We start from the raw sequence: 22,930 nt of genomic DNA, 5'->3' as shown, positions 1-22,930 counted from the left end.
GCGCGATTTTCCGCGCCCGCGCCGAGGTCCCCGGCGTGCCGGTCACTCCCTTCGCGGGCTGAGCCCGGCCTGAGCCCACGTCGAATATCAGGACCCTGGAAGTTTTCGTCGCCAAAACCGGGCTTTTCGCACTCAAAGTCCTGATCTTTGACGGGCAGCGCGACTTCCCACCCCCGCCTCACCCGCCCGGCCCGGCGGGTGAGGCGGGCAACGCCCCTCCCTGGCGGGGCGGCGGCGCCGAGCGCGTTAGACTGGGCCCATGTCCACTCCCCTGTCGAATGATGGCCTGTTTGACCTGCCCGAATCCGCGCGCCAGCCGAATGCGCGCGTCATCTTGGTGATGGGCGCATCGGGCAGCGGCAAGACGCGTTTCACCACACGCACGGGCCTGCCGGTGGTCTCACTCGACGACTTTTACTATGACGGGAACCGGCCGGGGATGCCTATGCGCCACGGGATGGTTGACTGGGATTCGCCGTCCACGTGGGACCGCCAGGGCGCGGTGGACGCGCTGGTGGACCTGTGCACCACTGGTTCGACCACGGTGCCGGTCTACGACATCCCCACCTCCACGCGCGTGGGCGAGCGCAACCTCGATATGGAGGGCCGCCGCTACGTGCTAGCAGAGGGGATCTTTGCCCCCGAAATCATTGACGATCTCAAGCGTGAGGGCATCCTCGCCGACGCCCTGTGCATCAAGCGCCCGCGCCTGCAAACCTTCTGGTTCCGCCTCATGCGCGACCTGGACGAGGCCCGCAAGCCGCTACCCAACCTGCTGCGCCGTGGCGTCGCCCACTTCCTGGCCGAGCCGGCGATGTACCGCGAGGTCGAGGCGAAGGGCGCACGGCCCGTGTCCTACACCGAGGCCCAGGAAACCCTCACGCAGATGCTCGCCGCCCTCCGCTGGACCGAGTAGCACAGGAACACGCCGCCCACTTAGGGCGTTTGGGCATTGCCCCATCTTTCGTTTGCCTTTTCCTGGCCCCACCACACAAAGCGCACATGTGCACATTTTCCCAAGGCCGTTCTGGATCCTGTGCAAATATTTTCAATTCAAACTGTCATGAACGCTTTGACGCACAAAAGAGCAAGAATAGGGACAGGCTTCCGAGTATTTTTTGGGCCGTCCGGCAAGGTCGCCGGAGATAGTCGCACAACTGAAAGAGGCAAATATGTCGCTTGGAGAAATCTTTGTATCCGAGTTCATCGGAACAACATTGCTCATTATCCTTGGTGTTGGTGTGGTCGCCAACAACCTCCTGACGAAGAATAAGGGCCGGGGCACCGGCTGGCTGATGATTAACTTCGGGTGGGGTCTTGCTGTGTTCATCGGTGTTTACGCCGCATACAAGACCGGCGGTCACCTGAACCCGGCCGTGACCCTGGGCGTCCTCGCCTCGGGCGCGGAGGAGTACGTTCCCGGCGTCGCCGTGAACTTCTCGAACACGATGATCTACATCGTCGCCCAATTCCTCGGTGCCTTCGTCGGTGCCGTGATCGCGTGGCTGGCATACAAGCAGCACTACGATGAGCACGACAACCAGGCCGAGGTGCTCGGCACCTTCGCCACCGGCCCGGAGATCCGCAACCCGCTGTGGAACACCATCACTGAGGCCATCGCTACCTTCGTGCTCGTCGCCTGGGTTCTCTTCAACGGTGGCAGCCCGACGGCGGTCGGCCCGCTCGCCGTGGCCCTCGTGATCGTCGCCATCGGCGCCTCCCTCGGTGGCCCCACCGGCTACGCCATCAACCCGGCCCGTGACCTCGGCCCGCGCGTCGCACACGCCGTGCTCCCGATCAAGGGCAAGGGTGGCAACGACTGGGGTTACTCCTGGGTGCCGATCGTCGGCCCGACCATCGGTGGCGTGCTCGCCGGCCTCATCTTCGGCGCAAACGCACTCAACGTCCTCGGTATGTAAGGTACGACGCCGCCCGGTTCGCGCGCCTTGTGGGCGCCGGTCGGGCGGCGCCGCCCATCCGGGCGAAGAAATATTTCTCAACCAGATTCTCGGCGTTGGCCATTTGTGAAAACTGTGATCAGCGCCCCATTCCATCGCTATTATTTCAAGTAACCGTTCAACGACGAAGGGAACTCAATGACTGAGAAGAAATACGTAATGGCAATCGACCAGGGCACCACCTCGTCCCGTGCGATTATCTTCGACCACTCCGGAACCATCGTTTCCGTGGGTCAGATGGAGCACGAGCAGATTCTGCCCAAGGCCGGTTGGGTTGAGCACAACCCGATTGAGATTCGTGACAACGTTCGCGAGGTCATTGGCCAGGCTCTGGCCAAGGCCAACATCAACCGCCATGAGATCGCGGCTGTTGGTGTGACCAACCAGCGCGAGACGGCCGTCGTGTGGGATAAGAACACGGGCGAGCCGGTGTACAACGCTATCGTGTGGCAGGACACCCGTACTGACAAGATTGTTCGCGAGCTTGCTGGTGACGAGGGCCCGGACAAGTACAAGGAAATCTGTGGCCTTGGCCTTGCCACCTACTTCTCTGGCCCGAAGGTCAAGTGGATCCTTGACAATGTTGAGGGGGCACGCGAGAAGGCCGAGGCGGGCGACCTCCTCTTCGGCAACACCGACACCTGGGTGATCTGGAACCTCACCGGTGGCCCCAACGGCGGTGTCCACGTCACCGACGTGACCAACGCGTCGCGCACCATGCTCATGGACGTGCGTGAGCTGCGTTGGCGCGAGGACATCTGCGCGGACATGGGCATCCCGATGTCGATGCTCCCGGAGATCAAGTCCTCCTCCGAGGTCTACGGCTACGGCTCGAAGAACTCCCTCATCATCGACACCCCGATCGCTGGCGACCTTGGCGACCAGCAGGCGGCCACCTTCGGCCAGGCCTGCTTCGAGAAGGGCATGGCGAAGAACACCTACGGCACCGGCTGCTTCATGCTCATCAACACGGGCAACGAGGCGATCACCTCGAAGAACGGCCTGCTGACCACGGTGTGCTACAAGATCGGCGATCAGGCTCCGGTCTACGCGCTCGAGGGTTCGATCGCTGTGACGGGCTCGCTCGTGCAGTGGCTGCGCGACCAGCTCGGCATCATCACCTCCGCCCCGGAGATCGAGACCCTTGCTGAAACGGTTGAGGACAACGGCGGCGTCTACATCGTCCCGGCGTTCTCCGGCCTGTTCGCCCCGTACTGGAAGGACGATGCCCGAGGCGCGATCGTCGGCCTGACCCGCTACAACAACAAGGGCCACCTGGCTCGCGCGGTCCTCGAGGCCACCGCGTTCCAGACGGCCGAAGTTCTCGAGGCCATGAACGCCGATTCGGGCGTTGAGCTCGGCGAGCTTCGTGTTGACGGCGGCATGACCGCGAACGATGCACTCATGCAGTTCCAGGCTGACATCCTCGGTGTGGAGGTCGTCAAGCCGGTCGTCGCTGAGACCACCGCCCTCGGTGCCGCCTACGCGGCCGGTATCGCGGTTGGCTTCTGGGCCGGCGAGCAGGACGTCATCGCCAACTGGCAGGAGGACAAGCGTTGGTCGCCCAAGATGGACGCCGACGAGCGTGCTCGCCAGATGCGCCTGTGGAAGAAGGCCGTCACCCGTACGTTTGACTGGGTCGACGACGACGTGCGTGCTGAGTAAGCACCAGGCCACAGCGTAGCAGGTGGGCGGATCCAATCGGATCCGCCCACCTTCACGTTTGCGGCAAGAACTATGCGCGCGCGGTCGGCTTGACGAACGGGAACAGGATCGTCTCGCGGATGCCCAGGCCGGTGAGCACCATGAGCATGCGGTCGATGCCCATGCCCATGCCGCCCGACGGCGGGAAGCCCTGCTCCATCGCCTCGATGAAGGACTCGTCCAGCTGCATGGCTTCCGGGTCACCCGCTGCGGCCTCGAGCGACTGCTGGGTGAGGCGCTCCCGCTGAATCACCGGGTCAGCCAGCTCAGTGTAGGCGGTGGCGATCTCCACGCCCCGCACGTACAGATCCCACTTCTCGGTCAGCCCCGGCTTGGAGCGGTGGTTGCGGGTGAGCGGCGAGGTGTCCTCCGGGAAATCGAAGACGAAGGTGGGCTCCCACAGCTTAGAACCAACCAGCTCCTCCCAGATGTCCTCGGCGATCTTGCCGGCCACGGCGTATTCCTTGACCGCGATGTCGAACTTGTCCGCGATCTCCACCAGGTGTTCGCGTGGGGTCTCTACCGTCACTTCCTCCCCCACGGCCTCGGACAGCGAGGTGTAGAGGTCGAGGCGCGCCCACTCGCCACCCAGGTCGTACTCAGTGCCGTCGGCGAGGGTCACAGTGGTGGTGCCGAACAGGTCACGTGCCGCGTTCTGGATGAGATCGCGGGTGAGGACCGCCATCTCCTCATACGTGGCGAAGGACTGGTAGGCCTCCATCGCGGAGAACTCCGGCGAGTGCGTGGAATCCGCGCCCTCGTTACGGAAATTCTTCCCGATCTCAAACACGCGCTCGATGCCGCCCACCACGGCCTTCTTCAGGTACAGCTCGGTGGCGATGCGCAGGTAGAGGTCCTGATCGTAGGCGTTGATGTGGGTCTCGAACGGGCGGGCCGCGGCGCCGCCGTGGAGCGGCTGCAGGATCGGAGTTTCCACCTCGATGTAGCCGCGGTCGTCGAACGTCTTGCGGATGGACTTCATCATGCCCGCGCGCAGGCGCACGATCCTGCGCGCGGCGTCACGCGTGATGAGGTCGAGGTGGCGGTTACGCACGCGGGTCTCCTCGCCGAGCGCCATCTCGGTGCCGTCCTCCGCCGTGAACATCTTCGGCAGCGGGCGGATCGCCTTGGAGGCCAGCTGCCAGGACGTGGCGAAGATCGACAGCTCGCCGCGCTTGGAGGCGCCCACATAGCCGTCCACCCACACGAAGTCGCCCAGGTCCACGTCGGCCTTCAGCGCGTCCAGCGCCTCCTTGCCTACGTTCGCCAGCGAGAAGATCACCTGGATGCGCTCGCCGTCACCCGCCTGTAGCTGGCTGAAGGCGATCTTGCCTGACGGGCGGAACAGCATGACGCGCCCGGCGAGCTCCACGCGCTCCTCGGTCAGCTCATCGCCGGGCTGGAGCACGACGTCAGCGCTCACCTTTTCCCCCTCGCGCTCCACCGCATACTTCGCGCGCACGTCCGCGATGGTGTGCGTGATCTCGAGGTGGGGCGGGTACGGGTCACGGCCGGCGGCGAGCAGGCGGGCCCGCTTTTCCTTGCGGACGGCGAGCTGGTCGGAGGTGTCGTCGTAGTTTTGCTGCATGGGTGTCCTTTTCTTCTCGCGAGGCCCCTGAGGCGGGGCCCTGTGGCTGGGCGCTCTTAGAGCTGGTCCTTGATATAGCGCGGGAGGATGTCCGCAATCGTGGTCAGCGCGTAGTTCGGCTGGTCCTTGCGCTTGAGATCGCGCGCCTGGTCCGCCGTGGCGCTGCCGGTCAGCACGAGCGCGGTGGGCACGCCGTAGCGCTTGGCCATGCGGATGTCGGCGCCGAGGGAGTCGGTGACGAACAGCGAGTCCTCCGGGCGGACCTGAATGTCATCGAAGATCATCTCGAGCAGGTCGGTCTCGGGGCTACCGAGGTTCTTGGTCAGGCGTTTACGCGTGGCTGTCTCGAGTGCAGTGATGATCGGCAACGTGCCCGGCTCGCGCGAGCCGTCGGGCATGCGGCGCACCCGCCGCAGCGACGTACTGATGAGGTCCGCCCCGTTGTCCGCGATCGCGTGGTAGGCGGTGGAGAACATCTTCATGTCGAAATCGGAGGTGAAGCCCACGATCACCAAGTTGGTCTCCGCCGCCTTGTCCGTGACCTCGATCCCGTTCGCCGCAAGCTCGTCGCGGAAGCGTGTACCGCCTGCCACGAACACCTTCGCGCCCGGGTAGGAGTTCTTGAGGTAGCGCGAGGCGAGGGTGGCCGGGGTGATGACCTCATCGGCCGTGATCTCAATTCCCTCGTCGCTCATCATCTCCACGAGCTGGGCCGGCGTCACGTCCGACAGCCAAGACATGAAGCGGAACGGCCGGTTGAGGTGGTCGAGCGCGTCGATCACCATCTTCAGCTTCGGCATGAGGTTCGTGCCCGCATACAGGCCCGCGTCAATGTTGATGAGGTAGGCGTCGAACACGCGCCCAGGGGATTCCTCGACCATGACGTCAAGGTTGGTGATCCGCGAGGAGATCTCCTCATCGCTGGAGAATTCGGAGGCCGAGGTCACGGCTTCCGTGGATTCCGATTCGGACTTGGATACCATGCCACGCAGCCTGTCCACGTCAGGGACGAGCGCCTTGGGATGGATCTTGGGGATCTTCGGAAAACGCATGTTCTTCTCCTATCGTGCGTGGTCGAAGGGGATGCCCGACGCGGTGAGGCCGTGCCCATCGGGCACCTGGCCCGGGTCGCTGCCCGCACCGTGGATACGATTCTGGCGATCGACGTAGATGACCTTCGGTTCGTACGTGCGGGCCGAGTCATCGCCCATCTGGCTGTAGCACATGATGATGACCAGGTCCCCCACGTCGACCAGGTGGGCCGCCGCGCCGTTGAGCTTGACCTCGCCCGCGCCACGTGCACCTGGGATGACGTAAGTGGTGAGCCGGGCTCCGTTGGTCACGTCCACGACGTCGACCTGCTGGCCCGGCAGGATATCCGCGGCCTCGAGCAGATCGAGGTCCACAGTAATGGAGCCCACGTAGTGCAGATCCGCCCCAGTGACGGTGGCCCGGTGGATCTTGCCGGTGAGCATCGTTCGCAGCATCATCGAAGCTCCACCTCCATGTTGTCGATGAGGCGGGTGGGGCCCACGTACGCGGCGGTGACGAGCAGGCCGGGGCCGTGCGCGTGATCGTCAAGGAAGGCGAAGGTGGCCGGGTCAACCAAGTGGAGGTAGTCGAGGCGCACGCCGTCGGCCGCGTGCAGTTGCGCGCGCACCGAGTCCCGCACCTCCCCCGCGCTCGCCCCCGACTCCGCGAGCTCCACCCCGCGGCGCAGGGCCGTGGACAGGGCGAGGGCCTGGGCGCGCTCGGCATCGGAAAGGTAAGAATTGCGCGAGGACAGCGCCAGGCCCGACTCATCGCGCTTGATCGGCACCGCCCGCACGTCAATGCTCATGTCCAGGTCATCCACCATCGTGCGCACGAGTGCAAGCTGCTGGGCGTCCTTCTGCCCGAAGAACGTCATGTCCGGGCGGACCAGGTTGAACACCTTGTGGACCACCTGGAGCACGCCGGCGAAGTGCCCGGGCCGGGTGGCGCCCTCGAGCACGCGGGCCATCGGCCCCGGGTCAATCCGCACGAGCGGTTCGCGCGGGTACATCTCATCATTCGTGGGCAGGAAGGCCACATCCACGCCCTCGCGCTCAAGCAACGCCAGATCCGCAGCCTCGGTGCGCGGATAGGCGGCGTAGTCCTCATTCGGGCCGAATTGGAGCGGGTTAACGTACACCGACGCCACCACGGTCTGCGCCGCGGCGCGCGCCGCCTTCAGCAGCTGGGCGTGCCCGTCGTGCAGGGCCCCCATGGTCATGACAAGCGCGCGGGTGCCATCGGCCTTCGCCAGGGCGCTCGCCAACTCGCTGCGTGTCCTACAGATTTCCATATCTGCCATTCTATCTTCCCCCATGCGAGCAGCGAGCGGCGCCGACGATGGTATGCAACTCATTTGCCTCTGTTTCGCCGATAACGCCCGCCATCAACGCCCGCTCCACGAGGCGCTCCAACAGGTCCAGGTCCGCCTTCGCGACGTCGGCCAACTCCGGCGACTCCACCGCCAACGTCCCCAACGCCTCCACGCGCTGCGCGGCTTCCTCCGCACTGGGTGGCGCCGGCGGACGAGGCACACCAGCCCCCGCTCTGTTCGCGCCCACGACGCCGTCCGGGCCCGCCCCGCCCAACGCTCCCGTCACGCCCACGGCTGGGCCCATGCCCGCACTGGCACCCCCAGCAGAGCTCACATACGCACCCGCCGCGTTGCCCGCGAAGAGCCCGCGATCGAGGCCAGCCTGGGCCCACTCGCCGAGCAGATCACCCGGCTGCGCCACACCGATCTGCGCCAGCACTCGCCCCGCCTGGGACGCGGCCAACTCCACGCCCTGGCGCGCATGGGCGAGCGCGGCCGCATAGATCGCGCGGTCAGCAGAGTTCACCACCACGCCCTGCGCGCCCATCTCCGCCGCGAGCGCCAGCCCGATCGGCTGGATCGCGTTCGCCGCGGAGACCACGACGTGCGCGCCCTGGAGCCGGGCAACGTCCACCGACGTGCCCGAGAACTCCATGACCGGGTGCAGCGCCAGCGTGAGCGCGCCAGCCGCCTGCGCCGGCGCCAGCACCTCCACGCCCCGCCGCGCCGAGGTATGCACCACGATCTGGCCGGCCTGCCACGCGCCCAGCTTGGCCAGGCCGGCCACGAGGCCCTCGAGCTCCTCATCCGGCAGTGCCAGAATGACCAGCTCGGAGCGCTCCACGATCGCCGGCACGTCGAGTGCCGGCACTCCCGGCAACATGACCTCCAGCCGCTCCCGCGACTGCGGCGAGGGCGCGTGCGCGCCCACGATCCCGTGCCCGGCCGCGCGCAGCGCGCTGCCCAGCGCCGCGCCCACGCGCCCCGCGGAGATGATGCCAATCCCCATGCGTCCCGTCGAATTCTCCATGTCCACCATCCTAGCCACCGCCTCCGACAATTCTTTTCTGCCTCCGGTCCGCCCGCATCGTTCCGTCCGCACACGTGCCCCCAGCGCAGGCCCCGCGCCCAACGCGAACCGCGCCACGGCGTCGTGAAAAAGACCCGCCAAGCAGCGAACGCAAACCGGCCCACGGCGTCGGCGTTCGGCTCTCAGCGTGAAACACCAAAGCCTCGCAGAAAAGGCACAATCACCTGCGAAAATGACGCCCCAAAGAATTACCGTTCTATTGCATGGGCCAGGTAACGATGGGACAATTGCAACATGAAGAAAATAATCAATAACCCCAATGACGTGGTCACTGATTCCCTCGTTGGGGTGGCCGCTGCCCATCCGGACCTTGAGGTCGATATTCCCCGTCACATCGTCTACCGAGCAACGAAGAAGGAGGGCAAGGTCGCCCTCGTCTCCGGTGGTGGATCCGGCCACGAGCCGCTCCACTCGGGCTTCGTGGGTGAAGGCATGCTGGACGCGGCATGCTGCGGCGAGGTCTTCACATCGCCGGTCCCCGATCAGATCATGGAGGCCACCGCCAAGGTTGATTCCGGCGCCGGCGTCCTCCACATCGTCAAGAACTACACGGGCGACGTGATGAACTTCGAGATGGCCGCCGAAATGGCTGCCGACATGGAGGGCACCCAGGTCAAGGCCGTCATCGTGGAGGACGACGTGGCGGTCCAAGACTCCCTCTACACCGCGGGCCGCCGCGGCGTGGGCGGCACCCTGTTCGTGGAGAAGATCGCCGGCGCACTGGCAGAGGAGGGCGCGGATCTCGACGCCGTCACCGCCGTTGCGCAGAAGGTCGCCGATTCCACGCGCAGCTTCGGCATGGCCCTCACCTCTTGCACGGTCCCCGCGGCCGGCAAGCCCACCTTCGAGCTGGGCGAGGATGAGATCGAGCTCGGCATCGGCATCCACGGCGAGCCGGGCCGCGAGCGCCGCGCGCTCCAGCCGGCACACGAGCTGGCCAAGGAGCTGGTGGAGCCGATCCTGGCGGACATGGACTTCACTGGCGCGCCCGTGATCGCCATGCTCGGCGGCATGGGCGGCACCCCGCTGTCGGAGCTGTACCTCATGTACGGCGAGGTGGCGAAGCTGCTGGAAGACGCCGGCGTGACTGTAGCCCGCGTGCTCGTGGGCGACTACGTGACCTCGCTCGAGATGGCCGGCTGCGCCCTGTCGCTGCTCAAGGCTGACGACGAACTGTTGCGCCTGTGGGATGCCCCCGTCGTGACCACCGGACTGAGGTGGGGTAAGTAATGCCCGAACTGCAGCCTTTCGCGGCCTGGATGGCCGGATTCAAAACCAGGATTGATGAGCAGGCGGACTACCTGACCGATCTGGACCGCCAGATCGGCGACGCGGACCATGGCTCCAACATGGCCCGCGGCGTGCAGGCGATCTCGGAGATCGACCTGGATGCGGTCCCAGAGGCCGGCGCCTACCTGAAGAAGGCGGGCATGGCTCTGGTGTCGAAGGTGGGCGGCGCGTCCGGCCCGCTGTACGGCACGCTACTCATGCGGATGGGCGGGGCTCTGCCCGAAGGCGAGCTCACTCGCGAGGGCTTCCTCGCCGCCCTCCGCACCGGCGTCGAGGCCCTGCAGGCGCGGGGCAAGGCCGAGGTGGGAGACAAAACGATGCTTGACGTCTGGTTCCCCGCACTTGAGGCCGCCGACTCCGCGGAAGGCTCCCTTGCCGACGCCCTCGCTGCTGCCGCCGCCGCAGCGCGCACGGGTGCGGAGGCCACTATCCCGATGATTGCCCACAAGGGCCGCGCCTCCTACCTCGGAGAACGCTCGAAGGGCGTGAAGGATCCGGGTTCGGCCTCCTCCGTCCTGCTCATTGAGGCAGCGCTGGAGGCATTTGGTGACTAACGTCGGCCTCGTTGCCGTCTCGCACTCGGCGCCACTGGCGGCCGCAGCTCGCGACCTCGCGCTCGACATGGGCAGGGACGCGGTGATTGTGGCCGCCGGCGGCGCCGATGGCGGTTTCGGCACCTCTGCAGAACTCATCTCCGCCGCGATTGAGGAGGCGGACGGCGGCGCGGGCGTGGTCGTGCTCGTTGACCTCGGATCGGCGGTCATGTCCACGGAGATGGCGCTCGAATTCATTGACCCGGACATGGCCGAGCGCACCACCGTGGTGCCCGCTCCCCTGGTGGAGGGCCTGGTGGTGGCCGCCGTCGCGGCGGGCGCTGGTGCCAGCCGCAAGGACGTGGCACGCGAGGCCATGGGCGCGCTCGCCGCGAAGGAGGCCGACATTCCCTACGCGGACGCGGCCGGTGGCGCTATGGGCGCGGGCGGCGTCGACGACGACGGGCCCGACACGCGCGAGTGGATCTCGCGCACCTACGTGGTGGACGACCCGGCGGGCCTGCACGCTCGGCCGGCTGGCGCACTCGTGGCGGCGGTGGCACCGTTTGACGCGGAGGTGCGGGTCTCGCACGTCGGCAACGGGCGGGGGCCGGTGGTCGCACGCTCGATGACGTCCCTCATCTCGCTCGGCGTGCTCGAAGGCGACGAGGTCCTGGTGCAGGCCACCGGGCCTGAGGCGGAAGCCGCGCTCGACGCCGTCGGGGAACTCGCCCAGCGCGGGTGGCTCGCCAAGGGCGAAGCCAAGCCCGAATCCCCCATCCCCGCACACAAGCGGCAGACCGGCTCCGGCATGGAGATCGCGGTGGGGCCCGCGCTCGTGTGGAACGCCCAGCCGCGCCCGGAGCTCGGCACCGAGCCGAAGAACCAGGCCGACGCCTACGCCGAGGCGCGCGAGGCTGTGCGCACCTACCTCGCGTCCCTCGGGGACGACCCGATCCTCACCTTGCAGGTGGGACTCCTCGACGACCCGGCCTACGCTGGGCGCATCACAACCGCGATCGACGCCGGCAAGCCCGCCCAAATCGCGGTTCACAACGCCACACAAGACACGGTGGCCGAGTACCTCGACCTGCCCACCGCCTACCTGCGCGAACGCTCAGAGGATGTCAAGGCCCTGGGCGACCTTCTCATCCAGGCGCTCCACGGCCTGCCGCTCGGCGGGCTGGCCGCCGCGATCGCCGACTTCGGGCGCGACCCCGTGGTGGTGCTCGACTCGCTCACCCCGGCCCTAGCCTCGGAGATCGACCCCGGCTCGGTGATCGGCATCCTCGCCGCCACCGGCTCGGCCACCGGGCACGGCGCCCTCATCGCCTCCGCGAAGGGCATCCCCGTCATCACGGGCAAAGAGATCGCGCGTGACATCACGGAGGGCCAGGAGGTAGCGCTCGAGCCGCGCTCGGGGATGGTCTACGTGGACCCGACGCGGGCCCAGCTCCACGAACTGCTGCGCGCCTCCAAGGAACAGGCCAAGCTGGCGAAGGCAGCCCGCGAGCACGCCCACGAACCGGCCATGTTCGATGGGCGGCAGATCTACGTGCGCGCGAACGTGGCCCTGGCCAGCGACGCGGAACTCGGTGCCAAGAACGGGGCCGACGGCTCGGGGCTGGTACGCACCGAGGTGCTGTTCGCCGACTGGGATCACCGGCCCACGGTGGACGAGCAGGCGGAAGTCTTTACTCAGATCGCCGAAGCGCTCGGCACCGAACAGCCGATCACGCTCCGCACGTGGGACGTGGGGGCCGACAAGCCCGTGTCCTTCTTCGACTCCGAACCGGAGGACAACCCGTTCCTGGGCGTACGCGGGATCAGGCTCATGCAGCGCATACCCGACGCGCTGGTCGACCAGTTCCGCGCCGCGATCCGCGTGGCCCAGCACGCCAACATCAAGGTGATGATCCCCATGGTCACCACCGTTGCCGAAGTGGTGTGGGCACGCGAGATGTTCAACGTGGCCGTGGAGGCCGAGGGTCGGCCCGACGAGCTACCCCAGTTCGGCATGATGCTCGAAACCCCGGCGGCGCTACTCAACGTTGCCGCATTCGATGAGAAGGTGGACTTCTTCTCGGTGGGCACGAACGACCTGATCCAGTACATGGCGGCCACCGACCGCGGCAACTCCGCCGTAGCGCCCGTGGCCGACCAGGTGATCCCGCTCGTGGTGGACCTCATCGCGGACACGGCCCGCAAGCTCGAGTCCCCCCTCGGCATCTGCGGCGACCTGGCCTCCTCCGAGGAGCACGTGCCCCAGCTGGTGCGCGCCGGGGTGGCCTCGCTCTCCGTGCGCCCGGGCCTGGTGCCCCAGATCAAGGCGGCAATCCGGGCGATCAAGTAGCCGGGCAGTCAGCCGGGAGACTGTGACGAGCCGGGCAGCCAGGGTGCCGGGCCGGGGCAAATTAAAACATTTTGGACGTATTTGGGGCGATCTCCTCATATACGGAGATCGCCCCAAATACGTCCAGTAAATTCAAATCACGGGCTGAGCTAGACTCCCACGCGCTCCCGCCAGGTGTCGATCGACTCGCTCACGCCCACGTGCCGCGCCTGCGCGCTGAGCTCGTTTTCCACCCAGACCATGCGCTCCACATCGGACACCGCCATGTTCTTGTGCGTGGCCGACGCGAACGACACCAGGTCAAGCTCAATCTCACCCAGGCCCAGACGGCGTTGGATCGGACCTTGCTTCATCTTCACCGACTGCGTGTGGTCCTGCCACACGAACATGACCCGCCGCCCGAAGCGCCCGCGCCGGAACACGGCTACCTTCGGGGTCAGGCACACGCCGCGCGACTTGTACGTAATCGGGTCGAACCACTTGGCTTGATCCGGTGAGGACAGGAAGTGGCGGCCCGTGCCCGACCCATCCAGGGCGTCGCGGATGAGGCCGGCGTCGTCGGCGGTGCCGGCGTCGGGAAGCATGGTCCACAGCACGCGCAGGGCTTCCTCGCGCGAGCCGGCAGGGATAATAATTTCGGAGCCGGGGGTGTCGCCGGAGGTGTCGAGCGTGGCGGCGCCGGCCAGGGTGGCCGTGACCTCCCACCAGTCCTTCCAACGCCACAGCATCGGGCGGTGTAGCTCGATAGCATGCAGGCGCGCCGGCGGAATGGAGCGGGTGGTGAGCGTGGTCAGTCCCCCACGCACGCGCAACCCGTTCGCCGATAGGTATACCTTCGTGCCGTACTGCCCCAGCGAGGATTTGACGAACGTGTAGGCCGAGCCGACCACCAGGAAGATCACCGCCATGAGGGTCTCCCCCAGCCAGATCGAGCCCACCAGCATCGCTAGCGTTACCGTCAACACCGACAGGAACGTGGGGCTCAGCAGTCGGGAGGCGATGAGGCGGGAGGTGGGCATCTCGAAGATGAGCTGGTCGAGCTCGGTGTCGTCAGGGTCAAAGATGGGGATCGCCGGAGCGGCCCCGGTGGCGGCGGGCTGGCCGGTCTCCCCGGGTTGGCCTGCGTCTGGCTGGCCCGGCAGGCCGGCGTGATCAGGTCCGACGACGCCGGTAGCGCCCGTCGCGCCCGCGGCGTGGTCGGTGGCGCCCGTTTGGTTCGCGGCGCCGGGTTGGCCTGCGTCAGGCTGGCCGCCGAGCACCGAGCCGGGGGTCGCCGCGGGGGCGGTGGAAGCTGGGGCGACGGCTTCGTTGGCAAGACCAATCGGGCGGCCGGCGCGGGCGTTGGCAAGGCCCTGCAAGACCTCCTTTCGCAGGGCAGCGCAGTCGGCCATGGTGAGCAGGCCGAGCGTGATGCCCTCGTCGGAGCCCGCGGACTCGACCTTGACCGAGCCGAAACCGAAGATGCGGCCGAAGATCTTCTGCTCCACCTCCACGCTCTGCACGCGATCCCAACGCATATGCTTGTGACGCTTGATGAGGACGCCGGAACGGTGGTGGATGCCGGAGTCGACCACGGCGAAGGATGCGAAGCGCCACACCACCCACGAGCACACGACCACCACGATCGTGAGCAGAACCAGGGCCCCAGCCGCGATCAAGATCCACATGAGGGTGATGTGGGAGGCGGCGTCACGAAGCTCGTCCACGCCATCTTCAAGCAACGACTGCAGGATGTTGTACAGGAAAATCGCGAGCGCCACCCACAGCACGCCGCCATTGGCCAGCGGGGTCACCTTGTGGAACTTGCGCCACGCGCCCTCGGGCACGGATTCGCCGAGCGTACGCTTGTCGCTCACAGGCCCTCCATCCTCGCCTCGCCCAGCGCGGTCAGCTTCTCGCGCAGGCGCTCGGCCTCCTCAATCGCCACCCCGGGGATGGAGGCATTCGAGCCCGCCGACGCCGTCACCAGCTCAATCGACCCCAGCCCAAAGCGCTTCAGCAGCGGACCCGTGCCCACCTCCACCTGCTGCATGCGGCCGTAAGGCACCACGGTCACGGAATGGAACATGATGCCGGAGCGGATGAGGAGCTCGTCCTCCAGCTCGGCGTAGCCGAACGCGCGGGCCCGGCGCAGCGCGAACGGGACCTGGATCAGCCACACCACCGCCCAGATCGCAAAGCCGACCCACCACAGCACGCCCGGGAAGCTCGCACTCCCGAGCAAAATCCCGGGGATCGCGCCGACCGCCACGATCACGATCACGGCGACCGACCAGCGGATGGCCTGCACCTTCGTGTATCCGGGGTCCAAGGGGATGAAAACGGTGTCCTGGGCAAGTGGATGTCTCATGTCTGACATTCTACCGCCCGCGCGGCCGGCCCCGTCCACCGAGCGTCTGAGGCTCAGCGGATTCGAGCTCGTGGCCGAGGTCGGGAGGATTGCCGTCGCTTGCCCGTGTGAGGCCTACCCGCAGAAGCTGTACTAAACCGCAAGATGCGACACTACTTTCCCGTTATGTAGTGCCGCATTTGTCAGTTTAGTGCCGCATTTGGACAGGGCGGGCCCTGCGCACGACGCCGTGGCGCGGCTCGCGGCCCCAGCACGGCGCGCGGCCCCAGCACGGCGAACGGCTAGGCGCTGGCAGCGGCGTCGGGGCTCGGGTCGTCGTAGGTGCACCAGCGCTCGCCAACGAGCGCCGCCACGGTCATGATGATCGACGCGATCCCGGCGAGGAGGGCGTTGTGCGCGTTGTCGGTGAGGAAGGCCGCCGAACCGGCATAGTAGGCCACCGCGACGCCAAGCGCGCCGCCAGCCATCAGGGTGCCGCCACGCGACGTGGCCTGGGTCAGCACCCAGATCCGGGCGGCATACAGCTGATCGACCGGGCGCTTGCCCCGGCGGTACTGGCGCACCAGCCACGCCTGGCTGATCACCACCGCGCCGATCGCCAGCGGCGCGAGGAACAGCCAAAACGGCACTGGCACCGGGCTGGCGCCAGAGCGGATGAACACCGACGTCAGCGAAAAAACCGTGATCCCCGCGACTAACCCTGCCCCGACCAACATCGAGATCGACGTGGGGCGCAGCTTCGGGCTCTCGCTCATGCTGGCTCCCCCAGGGGCTGGACCCGCTGGTCGGCGACGCCGGCAAGCAGGCTCACGACGGGGTGGCCGGCGAGGCGCGCGCCCGGGTCGACGGCGGCCCAGGGCTCGAGCACGAAGCGCCGCTCGGCGGCGCGCGGGTGGGGCAGGGTTAGGCGCGGGGTGTCGAGTTCGAGGCCCGCATAGGTGACGATGTCGAGGTCGAGCGTGCGCGCACCCCAGCGCTCGGATCGGACCCGCCCGTGAGCCGCCTCGATCCCCTGCAGGGCGTCGAGCAGTTCGAGGGGCGATAGGTGCGTGTCTAGCAGCACCACGGCGTTAACGTAATCCGGCTGCCCGGCCTGGCCCTCCGCCAGTCGCGGCGCGGTGTCATACAGCCCCGAGGCCGCGACGACAACTCCCAGCTCGCCCAGCTCCTCGATCGCGGCGCGCACGTGCCCGGCCGCATCGAGGTTGGACCCGACGCCGATCACGGCCCGCTCCGCGCCCGCCGGCGCCGACAGCTGGCCGCCGGCTTGTGCCGCAGCCCCGGCACCCGGGGCCACAGCCAGCCCGGCCGCGAGCCCATCGCCCGCCGACCCGGCCTCCAGGGCCCAGCGCTCGAGCGTGACGGCCACGTCGGTGAACTCGTGCGGGATCGGTGCCTGCGGCTTATGTACAGTCACCTCCACGCCCGCGGCTCCAAAGCCCAGCGCCCGCTCGGCGATGCGGCCGGCCAAGGTCTCGATGAGGTCCGCGTGGTCACCCTCGATCACGCCTACCACCATGTCGGCCACCTCGGCGTAGTTGATGGTGTGGGCGACATCGTCGGTGGCAATCGCCCGCGAGATGTCGAGGTGTAGCGCCACGTCGACCACGAAGTCCTGCGCCTCGGCGTGCTCGAAGTCGAGCACGCCGTGCATGCCGCGGACTCGCAGGCCGGTGAGGCGGATCGTCGACAGGGCCATCACAGGCCCTTCATCATGCGGGCCACGCCGATCGCGGTAGCCGTGGCGGCCACGTTGTGCACGCGCACCGCCCACACCGACTCCGCGATGAAGGCCGCGATCGCGGCGGTTGCCACGTCCCGTTCGTCGTTGACGGCAAACGGCACGAGGAAGCGCTTGCGCGAGTGCCCCACGAGCACGCGGTGCCCCTCGCCTAGGAAGGCGCCGAGCCCGCGCAGGATCTCCCAGTCCTGATCGCCCACCTTCGCAAAGCCAAGGCCCGGGTCGAGGATGATTGACTCCGGCGCGATCCCTGCGGCCACCGCCCCATCGCGCGAAGCCAGCAGCTCGGAGCGCACCTCGCCTACCACGTCGCCGTAGGACGCCAGGTCGTTCATCGTGCGGGCGTTGCCCCGCCCGTGTTGGAGCACGTAGTCGCAGCCGAGCTCGGCCACGGTGGCGAACATGGCCGGATCGCCCTGCCCGCCGGTCACGTCGTTGACGATCGCCGCGCCCGCCTCCACGGCCCGGCGCGCGGTGCTGGCGTGGTAGGTGTCCACCGACACCGCCACCTCGCCCGACAACTCCGCCACCACGTCCGCAATCCGCGCCCACTCGTCCTCCGGGGCCACCGGTTCGGCTCCCGGGCGGGTGGACTCCCCGCCGATGTCGAGGATCGTGGCGCCGGCGGCCACGAGCTCGCGTCCGTGCTCGATCGCGGCGCCCGGGTCCAGGAACTGGCCCCCGTCCGAGAACGAGTTCGGCGTGACGTTCACAATTCCCATGATGTTCATGGCTACCTCACTAGGCTCATCGCTTCGGCGCGCGTGGCCGGATCGTGCATCGTGCCCCGCACCGCCGACGTCACCGTGCGCGACCCCGGTTTACGCACCCCGCGCATCGACATGCACAGGTGCTCCGCCTCCACGACGACGATCACGCCTGTCGCACCCAACCGCTCGTAGATCGCCTCCGCCACCTGGGTGGTGAGCCGCTCTTGGACCTGTGGCCGATGCGCATAGCCCTCGACCAGCCGGGCCAGCTTCGACAGGCCGGTCACCCGACCGTCCGCTCCGGGGATGTAGCCCACGTGGGCCACGCCGTGGAACGGCAGCAGGTGGTGCTCGCACATCGAATACACCGGAATGTCCCGCACGAGCACCATCTCCTGATGCCCCACGTCGAACACTTTCTCCAGGTGCTCGCCCGGGTCCTCGTCCAGGCCGGAAAAGATCTCCGCATACGACCGGGCCACGCGGGCCGGGGTGTCAATCAGGCCGTCGCGGTCCGGGTCCTCCCCAATCGCAAAGAGAAGTTCACGGACGGCGGCCTGTGCGCGCTCAACGTCCACGCTCACTTGATTCCTCCTTCGGGCTCGCTTCCCGACGACGGCCGCCCGCCCTCGGCACTGTCCTCGGCGTTCTTGTCCTGGCCGGCGTCGGCACTGTCTCCAGCCCCTGCATGAGAACCCTCGCCAGCCTCGGCTTCGTCGTCGGCCTTCGGGGCCTCAGGCAGCGGCACGGGCGGCAGGTCGGACACGGGCCGCTCGGGCGAGGACAGCCACAGCTGGCGCGCCGGCGCCTTGACGATGTCCTTGAAGATTTCCTTGAGTTCGCCCTCGAGCACGGTCTCCTTTTCCAGGAGCACGGAGGTGAGGCGGTCGAGCACGTGGCGGTTGTCCATCATGATCTGCCATGCCTCTTGGGCGGCGCGGTCGAGCAAGGTGCGCACTTCCTCGTCCACGATCCGGGCCAGGTCATCGGAGTGCTCGCGGGCCTGCCCGCCGCCCATCCGAGTCATGGGATCGGAGTCGTCTGCCGTGAGGCGCACGGCCCCCACCCGCTGCGACATGCCGTATTCGGTGACCATCTTGCGCGCCACCGAGGTGGCCTTCTGGATGTCGTTCGAGGCGCCCGTGGTGGGATCGTGGAACACGACCTCCTCCGCCGCGCGCCCGCCCATCGCGTAGACCATTTCGTCCAGCAGCTCGTGGCGAGAGGTGGAGTACCGATCCTCGGTGGGCATGACCATCGTGTAGCCCAGGGCCCGCCCGCGCGGCAGGATCGTCACCTTCGTGACCGGGTCGGTGTGGTTGAGCGCCGCGGCGGCCACGGCGTGGCCGGCCTCATGGTAGGCGGTCATCCGCTTCTCCTTCGGGTTCATCACCCGGGTGCGGCGCTGCGGTCCAGCGATCACGCGGTCGATCGCCTCGTCGATGTCGTCCTCATCAATCTTCGTGTGCCCGCGGCGGGCCGCAAGGAGCGCCGCCTCGTTCAACAGGTTTGCCAGGTCCGCTCCGGAGAAACCGGGCGTGCGGCGGGCGATCGACTCGAGCGAGACCCCCTCTTCCAACGGCTTGCCGTCGGCATGGACCTTGAGGATCTCCTGGCGTCCGGGCAGGTCCGGCGCGTCCACGCCGATCTGCCGGTCGAAGCGGCCGGGGCGCAGCAACGCCGGGTCGAGAACGTCGGGCCGGTTGGTGGCCGCAATGACAATGACGTTCGTGCGCTCGTCAAAGCCGTCCATCTCCACCAGCAGCTGGTTCAGAGTCTGCTCGCGCTCGTCATTGCCGCCGCCGATCCCGGCGCCGCGGTTGCGCCCGACCGCGTCGATCTCGTCCACAAAGATGATCGCCGGGGCCACCTTCTTGGCCTTCGTAAACAGGTCACGCACTCGGGAGGCACCCACGCCCACGAACATCTCCACGAACTCGGAGGCCGAGATGTGGAAGAAGGGCACGCCGGCCTCGCCTGCCACGGCCTTCGCCAGCAGCGTCTTGCCGGTTCCCGGCGGGCCGTAGAGCAGCACGCCGCGCGGGATCTTCGCCCCCATCTTGTAAAACTTCTCCGGAGTCTCGATGAACTCCTTGATCTCGCGTAGCTCTTCGACTGCCTCGTCGACGCCGGCGACGTCGGCAAACGTCACGTCCGGCAGGTCCGATTCGACCCCGTCGCGTTTGACCTTGCCAAATTCGTTCATCCGCCCCTGCATTTTGGGGATCATCCAGAAGAACAAACCCACGATCAGCAGCATCGGCAGCATAAAGGATAGCAGGGAGAACAGCAGCGACTGCTGCGGCACGATCGAGTTGTACCCGTTTTCAGACTTCGCCCTCTGCACAAGCCCGAGCACCGCGTCGCCCTCCGGGTCCGTGTACTGGAACTGGACCTTCTTCGTGGGCTTTTGCTTCTTGCCCTCCAGGTCGGTGGGCTTGTAGTCGTCCTTGAGCCAGATCTGGACGATCTGGCTACCGTCGGTAACCTGGATGCGCTCAATCGACTGCGACTGCAGGATCTGGCGGCCCTCGCTGGTCTTGACCTGCGTGAAGCCGGCGGGGTTGAAGAAGAAGAAAATAAGCATGGCACCCACGGTCAGGGCGCTCATGATCCCCCAGAAGATGCGCCGCTGCTTGCGCTCGCGCTCCTCCTGTTCCTTGCGCTCGCGCTTCGAGCGCGGGCCTTCATCCGCATCGCCTCCCTGCTTGGCCTTGCGGCCCCTCCGGTTGAAGTCCTCCAGGCTGCGTCGCTGTCGATTAGACATTTAACCTCCGTACACGTGGGGAGCGAGGACACCCACAAAGGGAAGGTGGCGGTAGTCCTCGGCGTAGTCGAGCCCGTAGCCGACCACGAATTCGTTGGGGATGTCGAAGCCGACGTATTCCACGTCCACCTTGACCTTCGCCGCGTCCGGCTTGCGCAGCAGGGTGGCGATCTTGACCGACTTCGCCCCGCGGGTGACGAGGTTTTGCTGCAGCCAGTCGAGGGTGAGGCCCGAGTCAATGATGTCTTCGACGATGAGGACGTTGAGGCCCTCCAGCTCCGTGTCCAGGTCCTTGAGGATGCGCACCACACCCGACGTCTTCGTGGAGGCGCCGTAGGAGGAGACCGCCATCCAGTCCATGTGCAGGGGCACGGAGATCTGCCGCGACAGGTCAGCCATCACCATGATGGCCCCGCGCAGCACGCCCACGAGCAGTAGTGAGTCCTCATCCTTGTAGTCCTCGCTGATCTGGGCTCCCATTTCGGCCAGGCGCTCCTTAATCTGCTCCTCTGTGACGACGATCTTCACCACGTCATCTTTGCAATCCTCAAGATTCATGACTTCTCCGCTCTTGTGATGGTTAAAAGGTTGGCTCGCCGGCAGGCATGGGCGCCGGGTAGATCGAGTTCACGATTATTGTCCGCCCCGCACACGAGCCTATCAAGCGCGTCAATGTGCCAGTAAACAATGTCACCAGGGCGCCCGACGCCGCCCGCCGCCTCGCGTAGGACCCGGGTTCGCACCGCCCGTGGGGCACGTGCCAGCGCTCGCACGTCGATCCCCTCCGGCCCAGTTACGTCCGCCCGCACCCGCTCCGCGATCTTCGACAGCGCCGCGTCGTCCTCCCGCGCCATGTGCGCCGTGCGGCACAGTGAGTCGACGACGCCGTGGCCCAGCACCTCCTCCAGGGCCGGCATGGCCCTGTGGCGGATCTGCGAGCGGCGAAGCGGGCCGCCATCGGCCGAACGCCACGGCCCATTCACATCGTTGGACGGGTCCTCCAGCCACGGCAGGTCGAGCACCCGGCAGACCGCGCGCAGCTCGCCGCGGCGCAGGTGGAGGTAGGGGCGGACCATCGGCACGTCGGGGTGGCCTGGCAGGTGGCCGCGGCGGGCCATGCCCGCAATCGAGCGGGTGCCGGAGCCGCGCCCGAGCCCCATGAGCACCGTCTCGGCCTGGTCGTCGGCCGTGTGGCCGAGGAGCACGGTGAGCGGGCCACACCCCTTGAGCTCCCCGCCGGCCCGTGCGATCTCCGCCAGCCTGGCGTAGCGGGCCGCGCGGGCGTTGCCCTCCGGCCCGTCCCCGCCCGCTGCGGCTACCTCCACGCGCGTGGCAATCGGGGTGTCCACCACTCCCCTCAGGTACCGTTCCACCGCCAGTGCCTCACGCCCCGATTCGGGGCGTAGCCCGTGGTCCACCGTGGCCGCGAGAACCTCCACCCGGCCCGCGCTGGCCCACATTGCCACCTTCGTCAGCGCCATCGAGTCCGAGCCGCCGGACACGGCGAGCAGGACCGAGCCCCCATCGGGGATGGGGGCGAGCGCCTCGCTCATGGCGTGGCGGGCGGCGGTGAGGGCAGGGGCCGGGAAGGACATTACATGCGCTCGATCCAGGCCGCCGGGTCGGCCAGCTCCGCGGGCGTGGGCAGATGCTCGGGCGCCAGCCACACCTTGTTGAAAAACTCCATGCCGCGCTCGCGCACCACGTACTTCACGAACGTCTCCCCCGCCGCGTACTGGGCCGTCTTCTTATCCAGGCCCAGCTTGCGCACGAGGAACGCCACGATCGGGTTGCTGCCCGCGCGCTGGGCCGCCATGGCAGACACGATGCGCTGGCGGGAGGGGATGCGCGTGGTGGGCACGTTGTTCATCACGTATTCGGCGTGCCCCTCGAGCAGCGACATGACGGCCGTGACGTTCGCCAGCGCCTCCTCCACCCCCGCATTTGAGTTGAAGGCGTCCATCAGTTGCCCGGCCCGCTTCGCCAACTCAGGTTTGAGCCAGGGGGCCGCAGCGAACTGGGTGGCGTGCGTGAGTTCGTGGACGGCCACCCACAGGCACAAATCCCGCCGGTCCAGATCGAAGTTCATGCGGAAGGCGGCCACGTTCGGCGCCACCAGGTACAGGCGCTCCGGTTCCGAGAACGGATCGAACTGGCCGAGCACCTTTGCGGCCACGGCCGAGAACACCACCGCACCCTCGAGCGTTCCCACCACGTCCCGACCCGGGATCATGTTCTCAATCGACACCGCGCCCGCACTCGCCCACGTGGCTCGGTCCACCACCTTGACCTCCACCGCCGTCGCGTGCTCGGCCGCCTCGGCCAGGCCCGTGACGGAGGCGACGATACCCGGGGCGCGCTTCGCCTGCGCGCGCAGGTCAGTGACGAGCGCGCGAGCCTTGGCTGGGCTGACCTCCGGACCGCCGCCCGACAGCACGCGCGCAGCCCGGTGAACCTTGCTGTGATCAATCATGTCTCAAGGGTAATGTGCCCCTCCGA

At 67.3% G+C, this 22,930-nt stretch carries 22 protein-coding genes; 7 read left to right on the top strand and 15 right to left on the bottom strand.

Annotation, left to right across the window (positions count from 1 at the left end; translation table 11 throughout):
* Positions 1 to 259: 259 nt before the first annotated feature.
* The 3 genes from HMPREF3167_RS00285 (at position 260) to glpK (ending at position 3,623) form a co-directional block, all read left to right on the top strand.
* Positions 260 to 916 (top strand): uridine kinase family protein, encoded by a 657-nt coding sequence (locus HMPREF3167_RS00285; RefSeq protein ID WP_068538636.1) that lies wholly within the window; start codon positions 260 to 262, stop codon positions 914 to 916.
* A gap of 256 nt (positions 917 to 1,172) precedes the next feature.
* The gene (locus HMPREF3167_RS00280; protein WP_068538635.1) at positions 1,173 to 1,919 is read left to right on the top strand and encodes an MIP/aquaporin family protein; all 747 of its coding nucleotides are present in this window, start codon (positions 1,173 to 1,175) and stop codon (positions 1,917 to 1,919) included.
* Positions 1,920 to 2,096: 177 nt separating this feature from the next.
* On the top strand, positions 2,097 to 3,623 hold the full coding sequence (gene glpK, locus HMPREF3167_RS00275; protein WP_062613324.1) for a glycerol kinase GlpK: 1,527 nt from the start codon (positions 2,097 to 2,099) through the stop codon (positions 3,621 to 3,623).
* Between the two features lie 70 nt (positions 3,624 to 3,693).
* Here glpK and lysS read toward each other — a convergent pair whose 3' ends face one another.
* From lysS to HMPREF3167_RS00250, 5 genes are read right to left on the bottom strand one after another with little or no spacing between them, the layout of a single operon-like run.
* Positions 3,694 to 5,250, bottom strand: coding sequence for a lysine--tRNA ligase (lysS, locus tag HMPREF3167_RS00270; protein ID WP_062613322.1), 1,557 nt, complete (start codon positions 5,248 to 5,250; stop codon positions 3,694 to 3,696).
* Positions 5,251 to 5,306: 56 nt separating this feature from the next.
* Complete coding sequence (locus HMPREF3167_RS00265; protein WP_062613319.1) at positions 5,307 to 6,302, bottom strand: HAD-IIA family hydrolase; 996 nt, start codon at positions 6,300 to 6,302, stop codon at positions 5,307 to 5,309.
* A 9-nt stretch (positions 6,303 to 6,311) separates the two neighbouring features.
* The gene (gene panD / locus HMPREF3167_RS00260) at positions 6,312 to 6,740 is read right to left on the bottom strand and encodes an aspartate 1-decarboxylase (RefSeq protein WP_276786378.1); all 429 of its coding nucleotides are present in this window, start codon (positions 6,738 to 6,740) and stop codon (positions 6,312 to 6,314) included.
* Positions 6,737 to 7,576: a pantoate--beta-alanine ligase gene (panC, locus tag HMPREF3167_RS00255; protein WP_101923618.1), complete on the bottom strand. Its 840-nt coding sequence runs from the start codon at positions 7,574 to 7,576 to the stop codon at positions 6,737 to 6,739. The genes panD and panC overlap by 4 nt, the downstream gene beginning before the upstream one ends.
* Before the next feature lie 10 nt (positions 7,577 to 7,586).
* Positions 7,587 to 8,627, bottom strand: coding sequence for a DUF2520 domain-containing protein (locus tag HMPREF3167_RS00250; RefSeq protein ID WP_246825721.1), 1,041 nt, complete (start codon positions 8,625 to 8,627; stop codon positions 7,587 to 7,589).
* Between the two features lie 294 nt (positions 8,628 to 8,921).
* On the opposite strand from HMPREF3167_RS00250, the gene dhaK reads away from it, so the two are divergent.
* From dhaK to dhaM, 3 genes are read left to right on the top strand one after another with little or no spacing between them, the layout of a single operon-like run.
* Complete coding sequence (gene dhaK, locus HMPREF3167_RS00245) at positions 8,922 to 9,917, top strand: dihydroxyacetone kinase subunit DhaK (RefSeq protein WP_062613313.1); 996 nt, start codon at positions 8,922 to 8,924, stop codon at positions 9,915 to 9,917.
* On the top strand, positions 9,917 to 10,531 hold the full coding sequence (dhaL, locus tag HMPREF3167_RS00240; protein WP_068538632.1) for a dihydroxyacetone kinase subunit DhaL: 615 nt from the start codon (positions 9,917 to 9,919) through the stop codon (positions 10,529 to 10,531). The genes dhaK and dhaL overlap by 1 nt, the downstream gene beginning before the upstream one ends.
* Positions 10,524 to 12,863, top strand: a complete 2,340-nt coding sequence (dhaM, locus tag HMPREF3167_RS00235; protein ID WP_070444844.1) for a dihydroxyacetone kinase phosphoryl donor subunit DhaM — start codon at positions 10,524 to 10,526, stop codon at positions 12,861 to 12,863. The genes dhaL and dhaM overlap by 8 nt, the downstream gene beginning before the upstream one ends.
* A 149-nt stretch (positions 12,864 to 13,012) precedes the next feature.
* Here the strand turns inward: dhaM and HMPREF3167_RS00230 are convergent, their stop codons facing one another.
* Positions 13,013 to 14,719 (bottom strand): PH domain-containing protein, encoded by a 1,707-nt coding sequence (locus HMPREF3167_RS00230; RefSeq protein ID WP_068538630.1) that lies wholly within the window; start codon positions 14,717 to 14,719, stop codon positions 13,013 to 13,015.
* A complete protein-coding gene (locus HMPREF3167_RS00225) occupies positions 14,716 to 15,213 on the bottom strand; it encodes a PH domain-containing protein (RefSeq protein ID WP_062613307.1) in 498 nt (165 codons plus the stop codon). Before HMPREF3167_RS00225 ends, HMPREF3167_RS00230 begins: the two co-directional genes overlap by 4 nt.
* Between HMPREF3167_RS00225 and HMPREF3167_RS09740 the strand changes: the two genes are divergently transcribed.
* Complete coding sequence (locus tag HMPREF3167_RS09740) at positions 15,212 to 15,349, top strand: hypothetical protein (RefSeq protein ID WP_168160811.1); 138 nt, start codon at positions 15,212 to 15,214, stop codon at positions 15,347 to 15,349. The two genes, HMPREF3167_RS00225 and HMPREF3167_RS09740, sit on opposite strands and share 2 nt — an antisense overlap.
* Positions 15,350 to 15,494: 145 nt before the next feature.
* On the opposite strand, the gene HMPREF3167_RS00220 is transcribed toward HMPREF3167_RS09740, so the two are convergent.
* From HMPREF3167_RS00220 to HMPREF3167_RS00185, 8 genes are read right to left on the bottom strand one after another with little or no spacing between them, the layout of a single operon-like run.
* Positions 15,495 to 15,968, bottom strand: a complete 474-nt coding sequence (locus HMPREF3167_RS00220; RefSeq protein WP_070444839.1) for a DUF3180 domain-containing protein — start codon at positions 15,966 to 15,968, stop codon at positions 15,495 to 15,497.
* Entirely contained in the window at positions 15,965 to 16,912 is a 948-nt protein-coding gene (folK, locus tag HMPREF3167_RS00215; protein ID WP_062613304.1) for a 2-amino-4-hydroxy-6-hydroxymethyldihydropteridine diphosphokinase, read from the bottom strand. The genes HMPREF3167_RS00220 and folK overlap by 4 nt, the downstream gene beginning before the upstream one ends.
* Positions 16,912 to 17,685 carry a dihydropteroate synthase gene (gene folP / locus HMPREF3167_RS00210; RefSeq protein ID WP_062613302.1) on the bottom strand — a complete coding sequence of 258 codons (774 nt, stop codon included), beginning with the start codon at positions 17,683 to 17,685 and terminating at the stop codon, positions 16,912 to 16,914. Before folP ends, folK begins: the two co-directional genes overlap by 1 nt.
* Before the next feature lie 2 nt (positions 17,686 to 17,687).
* Complete coding sequence (gene folE / locus HMPREF3167_RS00205) at positions 17,688 to 18,248, bottom strand: GTP cyclohydrolase I FolE (protein ID WP_070444836.1); 561 nt, start codon at positions 18,246 to 18,248, stop codon at positions 17,688 to 17,690.
* Positions 18,245 to 20,431 carry an ATP-dependent zinc metalloprotease FtsH gene (ftsH, locus tag HMPREF3167_RS00200; RefSeq protein WP_083280986.1) on the bottom strand — a complete coding sequence of 729 codons (2,187 nt, stop codon included), beginning with the start codon at positions 20,429 to 20,431 and terminating at the stop codon, positions 18,245 to 18,247. The genes folE and ftsH overlap by 4 nt, the downstream gene beginning before the upstream one ends.
* Complete coding sequence (gene hpt, locus HMPREF3167_RS00195) at positions 20,432 to 20,989, bottom strand: hypoxanthine phosphoribosyltransferase (protein ID WP_062613298.1); 558 nt, start codon at positions 20,987 to 20,989, stop codon at positions 20,432 to 20,434.
* On the bottom strand, positions 20,986 to 22,026 hold the full coding sequence (gene tilS, locus HMPREF3167_RS00190) for a tRNA lysidine(34) synthetase TilS (protein ID WP_070444835.1): 1,041 nt from the start codon (positions 22,024 to 22,026) through the stop codon (positions 20,986 to 20,988). The genes hpt and tilS overlap by 4 nt, the downstream gene beginning before the upstream one ends.
* Entirely contained in the window at positions 22,026 to 22,904 is an 879-nt protein-coding gene (locus tag HMPREF3167_RS00185; RefSeq protein ID WP_070444834.1) for a zinc-dependent metalloprotease, read from the bottom strand. Before HMPREF3167_RS00185 ends, tilS begins: the two co-directional genes overlap by 1 nt.
* Positions 22,905 to 22,930 lie beyond the last annotated feature (26 nt).

Origin of the sequence: Trueperella sp. HMSC08B05 (assembly GCF_001808405.1) — a bacterium.
Lineage (GTDB): Bacteria > Actinomycetota > Actinomycetes > Actinomycetales > Actinomycetaceae > Trueperella > Trueperella bernardiae.
The sequence above is the reverse complement of the archived record's forward strand: the minus strand, read 5'-3'. Positions and strand labels throughout refer to the sequence as shown.

What these genes read in the sequence shown, in the direction of transcription:
- HMPREF3167_RS00265 (WP_062613319.1), bottom strand. Translation starts at nt 6,302, where the DNA reads ATGCGTTTTCCGAAGATCCCCAAGATCCATCCCAAGGCGCTCGTCCCT.
- hpt (WP_062613298.1), bottom strand. Translation starts at nt 20,989, where the DNA reads ATGAATCTTGAGGATTGCAAAGATGACGTGGTGAAGATCGTCGTCACA.
- tilS (WP_070444835.1), bottom strand. Translation starts at nt 22,026, where the DNA reads ATGTCCTTCCCGGCCCCTGCCCTCACCGCCGCCCGCCACGCCATGAGC.
- dhaL (WP_068538632.1), top strand. Translation starts at nt 9,917, where the DNA reads ATGCCCGAACTGCAGCCTTTCGCGGCCTGGATGGCCGGATTCAAAACC.
- folP (WP_062613302.1), bottom strand. Translation starts at nt 17,685, where the DNA reads ATGAACATCATGGGAATTGTGAACGTCACGCCGAACTCGTTCTCGGAC.
- HMPREF3167_RS00280 (WP_068538635.1), top strand. Translation starts at nt 1,173, where the DNA reads ATGTCGCTTGGAGAAATCTTTGTATCCGAGTTCATCGGAACAACATTG.
- glpK (WP_062613324.1), top strand. Translation starts at nt 2,097, where the DNA reads ATGACTGAGAAGAAATACGTAATGGCAATCGACCAGGGCACCACCTCG.
- ftsH (WP_083280986.1), bottom strand. Translation starts at nt 20,431, where the DNA reads ATGTCTAATCGACAGCGACGCAGCCTGGAGGACTTCAACCGGAGGGGC.
- folK (WP_062613304.1), bottom strand. Translation starts at nt 16,912, where the DNA reads ATGGCCCTGTCGACGATCCGCCTCACCGGCCTGCGAGTCCGCGGCATG.
- HMPREF3167_RS00225 (WP_062613307.1), bottom strand. Translation starts at nt 15,213, where the DNA reads ATGAGACATCCACTTGCCCAGGACACCGTTTTCATCCCCTTGGACCCC.
- lysS (WP_062613322.1), bottom strand. Translation starts at nt 5,250, where the DNA reads ATGCAGCAAAACTACGACGACACCTCCGACCAGCTCGCCGTCCGCAAG.
- dhaK (WP_062613313.1), top strand. Translation starts at nt 8,922, where the DNA reads ATGAAGAAAATAATCAATAACCCCAATGACGTGGTCACTGATTCCCTC.
- HMPREF3167_RS00220 (WP_070444839.1), bottom strand. Translation starts at nt 15,968, where the DNA reads ATGAGCGAGAGCCCGAAGCTGCGCCCCACGTCGATCTCGATGTTGGTC.
- HMPREF3167_RS09740 (WP_168160811.1), top strand. Translation starts at nt 15,212, where the DNA reads ATGTCTGACATTCTACCGCCCGCGCGGCCGGCCCCGTCCACCGAGCGT.
- panD (WP_276786378.1), bottom strand. Translation starts at nt 6,740, where the DNA reads ATGATGCTGCGAACGATGCTCACCGGCAAGATCCACCGGGCCACCGTC.
- HMPREF3167_RS00250 (WP_246825721.1), bottom strand. Translation starts at nt 8,627, where the DNA reads ATGGAGAATTCGACGGGACGCATGGGGATTGGCATCATCTCCGCGGGG.
- panC (WP_101923618.1), bottom strand. Translation starts at nt 7,576, where the DNA reads ATGGAAATCTGTAGGACACGCAGCGAGTTGGCGAGCGCCCTGGCGAAG.
- HMPREF3167_RS00285 (WP_068538636.1), top strand. Translation starts at nt 260, where the DNA reads ATGTCCACTCCCCTGTCGAATGATGGCCTGTTTGACCTGCCCGAATCC.
- HMPREF3167_RS00185 (WP_070444834.1), bottom strand. Translation starts at nt 22,904, where the DNA reads ATGATTGATCACAGCAAGGTTCACCGGGCTGCGCGCGTGCTGTCGGGC.